Below are 3,760 nucleotides of genomic sequence, written 5' to 3'. Positions count from 1 at the left end.
CTCGGTCACGGCGGCGCCCGCAGGGTGCCGACGGTGATGAAGCACCGGCGCACGTGCCGCAGCGCGGCCCCCGCCCCGCCGGTCGCCACGATCGCGCGGACGCGTCGCAGGTCATCCTCCGGGTCGCGCCGGCGCGACCCGTCCTCGATGCCGGATCCCGCGGCGACGGGGCGCGTCCCACAGCTCAGCTGGTACCGGGCACGTATTCGGGGCTGCGGTATTCCTACGCCGGCAAGGCCTTCCGGCGACGAGGTCTGCGCGCCGCGTTGACGACGTCGCTCACGGCTTGGTCGGGGCGATATCGGCGATCAGGCCCTCGACCAGGGTCTTGATCTCGTCGCGGATCGGCCGGACCGCATCGACGCCCTGTCCGGCCGGGTCTTCCAGTTTCCAGTCCAGGTAGCGTTTGCCGGGGAAGACGGGGCAGGTGTCGCCGCAGCCCATGGTGATGCACACGTCGGACTCCTTCACCGCGTCCACGGTAAGGATCTTCGGGACCTCGGCGGAGATGTCGATGCCGACCTCGGCCATCGCCGCGACGGCGGCCGGGTTGACCTGATCGCCCGGGTCGGAGCCGGCGGAGCGCACCTCGACGCGGTCCCCGGCCAGGTGGGCCAGCCAGGCGGCGGCCATCTGCGAGCGGCCTGCGTTGTGGATGCAGACGAACAGGACGGACGGCTTCTTGCCGGTGCTCTCGGGCATGAGGGGCTCTCTCGTCTCGTGGCGGCTGCACGCCACCCATGTCATCAGCATCCACTGGTATCAGTGATCGATGATGTGACAGTATCAGCGCATGCTGACTTCAGTCGATCCTGATGTGATCCGGGCGCTGGGCGATCCGCTCCGGCTGCAGATCGTGACTCTGCTGGCGCGCGAGACGCTGTGCACCACGCACCTGGTGGAGGAGACCGGGGCCAAGCAGACCAATCTGTCCAACCATATGAAGGTGCTGCGCGAGGCCGGGCTGGTGGAGACCGAGCCGTGCGGCCGCTTCACCTACTACAAGCTCAAGCCCGACGTCCTGGCCGGCCTCTCGGAGCAGTTCGCCGAATTCGCCGAATCCGCCCGCACCGCCGCCGAGAACAAGAGGGCCTGCCCGTGACCTCCGCCGAGCCCACCACCGCCCACGCCCAGAGCACCGGTGCGGCCGGGAACGACTCGATCGTCAAGAAGCTCTCGACTCTCGACCGCTACCTCGCGGTGTGGATCCTGCTCGCCATGGCCGTCGGGCTCGCGCTCGGCAGGCTCATCCCAGGGTTGAACGACGCGCTCGCGAAGGTGGAGATCGGCGGGGTCTCCCTGCCGATCGCGCTCGGCCTGCTGATCATGATGTACCCGGTGCTGGCGAAGGTCCGCTACGACCGGCTCGACGCCGTCACCGGCGACCGCAAGCTGATGGCCTCCTCGTTGGTCATCAACTGGATCGTCGGCCCGGCGGTCATGTTCGCGCTCGCATGGCTCTTCCTGCCGGACCTGCCGGAATACCGCACCGGCCTGATCATCGTCGGCCTGGCCCGCTGCATCGCCATGGTCATCATCTGGAACGACCTCGCCTGCGGGGACCGCGAGGCCGCAGCCGTCCTCGTCGCCCTGAACTCCGTCTTCCAGGTCCTCGCCTTCGGTCTGCTCGGCTGGTTCTACCTCGACCTGCTGCCCGGCTTGCTCGGCCTCGGCGACGGCGAGCACCTCGACATCTCCATGTGGAAGATCGCGCTGAACGTCGTCATCTTCCTCGGCATCCCGCTGCTGGCCGGCTTCCTCACCCGCCGCCTGGGCGAGAAGAAGCTCGGCCGCACCGATTACGAGCAGCGGTTCCTGCCGAAGATCGGCCCGTGGGCGCTGTACGGGCTGCTGTTCACGATCGTCATCCTCTTCGCGTTGCAGGGAAAGACCATCACGTCGCAGCCGCTGGACGTCGTCCGGATCGCGCTGCCGCTGCTGGTCTACTTCGCCGTCATGTTCTTCGGCACGTTCCTGCTCGGCAAGGGCCTGGGCCTGGCCTACGACCGCACCGCGACCCTCGCCTTCACCGCGGCGGGCAACAACTTCGAGCTGGCCATCGCGGTCGCCATCGCGACCTTCGGCGTCACCTCCGGTCAGGCCCTGTCCGGTGTCGTCGGCCCCCTCATCGAAGTGCCGGTGCTGATCGGCCTGGTCCACATCGCGCTCGCCTGGCGAAGGAAGTTCGCCGCCGCGGTGACCACGGCCCCGTGACCCAGCAGACGGACGTGGTGGTGGTCGGCGGCGGCCAGGCAGGGCTCGCCGCCGGCCACCACCTGCGCCGCCAGCGCCTCGACGTCGTGATCCTGGACGCGGAGGCGGCGCCGGGCGGGTCCTGCTCGTAGAAGTCGACGTTCTGCTGCACGGGCCGGGCGGGAGCCCGGCCGGCGCCGTGGCCGACCACGGCGTACCGGTAGGTCTCGCCTGTCGCATCCTCGCTGTCGAGCCAGTTCAGCTGGCTCCAGGACTCCGGATCGATACGCTGTTCGACCTTGGGCAGGTCCAGCAGGGCCAGGTACCGGTCGAGGCAGTCAGCCGGTCTCCTGACGTCGTGCGTGCGCAGACGCTTGTCCGACTGGTCGGGGCCGAGGTCTTCTTCTCCTGCGTAGCCCTCGCGCAGCGCGCACTGGGCGGCCTTGCGGATCAGCCACTTCAGCGACAGTTCGAGGCTGTGCCGGTAGTCGTAGGGGGATCGGGAGGGGAAGCCGGTCGTCCGGGCCGTGGGCGATCCAGTGTCGGGCGGCGGTCCCGGCGACTCGCAGGTAGCCGCCGGCGAGGGCGAGATCGTCCTCGCCGGCACCGCACCAGACGGCGATCTCGGCGTTTGCCCAGCGAGGCCGGGGCAGGCTCAACCGGTCTTCTGCTTCCTCCGTCCCGTCAGGATGGCAACCGCCCGCCCCGTCGACTACCGGTTTTGGCAACTGCCCGGTGGCACCGCGGGCTGGGCGCCGCCGGCGGGCGTCCGAGTGTGGTCATGCCGCAGCCGGTGCACCGACCAGCAGTTGGCCCATGGCGGCGAGCACTGACGGCTCGACGCGGTAGTAGACCCAGGTGCCGCGTCGCTCGGATGTGAGCAGCCCGGCTTCCTTGAGCTTCTTCAGGTGGTGGGAGACGGTGGGCTGGGAGACGCCGACGTCTGAGATGTCGCACACGCACGCCTCGCCGCCCTCGTGCGAGGCCACTGCGGAGAACAGTCGGAGCCGGACCGGGTCACCGAGGGCCTTGAACATCCGTGCGGCGGTCTCGGCCTCGTCGGCGGTCATCGGGCGCTCGGTCAGCGGCGGGCAGCACGGCGCGACCTGGCCGTCGGCGGGCTCGAGCAGCGGCAGCACCTTGGCATTCGACATGCGTCTATGTTGACACATGTCGAACCAGTGTGGGAGGCCCGTCACCGACGTGTGAGATGGGCGGCCAGGCGCCGGGCGACCCGTTCTGCGTCCCGGCCGACACCGCGCAGCGAGTTCGACGACAGGCTGCGCTGCCGTTCCAGCCCGACGAACGCCAGCCCCGGCACGCCGGTGGCGAGGCCCTCGCGGTGCTGTGGGTTCCCTCCGGCGTCGAGGGCGCCGCAGAGCCCGGCGAGGTAGGGCAGGTCAGGCCGGTAGCCGGTGGCCGGCACGATCGCGTCGACCTCCTCACGCTGCCCGTCCGGCCAGACGGGCTTGCCCCGTCCGCGCCGGTGAACAGCGGCCGCCGGTCGGGCCGGCCTGCGGCCAGGGCGGCCCGGTAGCGGCCGTCGTCGATGACCGGCTGCGCCGGC

At 70.2% G+C, this 3,760-nt stretch carries 5 protein-coding genes and 1 pseudogene; 3 read left to right on the top strand and 3 right to left on the bottom strand.

The window, feature by feature from the left end; translation table 11 throughout:
• Nucleotides 1-279 precede the first annotated feature (279 nt).
• Nucleotides 280-702 (bottom strand): arsenate reductase ArsC, encoded by a 423-nt coding sequence (locus B7767_RS27130; protein ID WP_085574478.1) that lies wholly within the window; start codon nucleotides 700-702, stop codon nucleotides 280-282.
• Between the two features lie 91 nt (nucleotides 703-793).
• Between B7767_RS27130 and B7767_RS27125 the strand changes: the two genes are divergently transcribed.
• The 3 genes and pseudogenes from B7767_RS27125 to B7767_RS27115 all read left to right on the top strand — a co-directional run.
• The gene (locus B7767_RS27125) at nucleotides 794-1,102 is read left to right on the top strand and encodes a helix-turn-helix transcriptional regulator (RefSeq protein WP_085574477.1); all 309 of its coding nucleotides are present in this window, start codon (nucleotides 794-796) and stop codon (nucleotides 1,100-1,102) included.
• Nucleotides 1,099-2,214, top strand: coding sequence for an ACR3 family arsenite efflux transporter (arsB, locus tag B7767_RS27120; RefSeq protein ID WP_085574476.1), 1,116 nt, complete (start codon nucleotides 1,099-1,101; stop codon nucleotides 2,212-2,214). The genes B7767_RS27125 and arsB overlap by 4 nt, the downstream gene beginning before the upstream one ends.
• A pseudogene (locus B7767_RS27115) lies at nucleotides 2,211-2,336 on the top strand (FAD-dependent oxidoreductase); the annotation flags it as partial. The gene arsB and the pseudogene B7767_RS27115, both read left to right, overlap by 4 nt.
• Nucleotides 2,337-2,972: 636 nt before the next feature.
• On the opposite strand, the gene B7767_RS27110 reads toward B7767_RS27115, so the two are convergent.
• Nucleotides 2,973-3,347, bottom strand: coding sequence for a helix-turn-helix transcriptional regulator (locus B7767_RS27110; RefSeq protein ID WP_085574475.1), 375 nt, complete (start codon nucleotides 3,345-3,347; stop codon nucleotides 2,973-2,975).
• 41 nt (nucleotides 3,348-3,388) lie between these two features.
• Entirely contained in the window at nucleotides 3,389-3,619 is a 231-nt protein-coding gene (locus tag B7767_RS49135; protein WP_306297998.1) for a hypothetical protein, read from the bottom strand.
• Nucleotides 3,620-3,760: the final 141 nt, after the last annotated feature.

The organism is Streptomyces sp. 13-12-16 (assembly GCF_002114215.1).
Classification (GTDB): Bacteria; Actinomycetota; Actinomycetes; order Streptomycetales; family Streptomycetaceae; genus Streptomyces.
The sequence above is the reverse complement of the archived record's forward strand: the minus strand, read 5'-3'. Positions and strand labels throughout refer to the sequence as shown.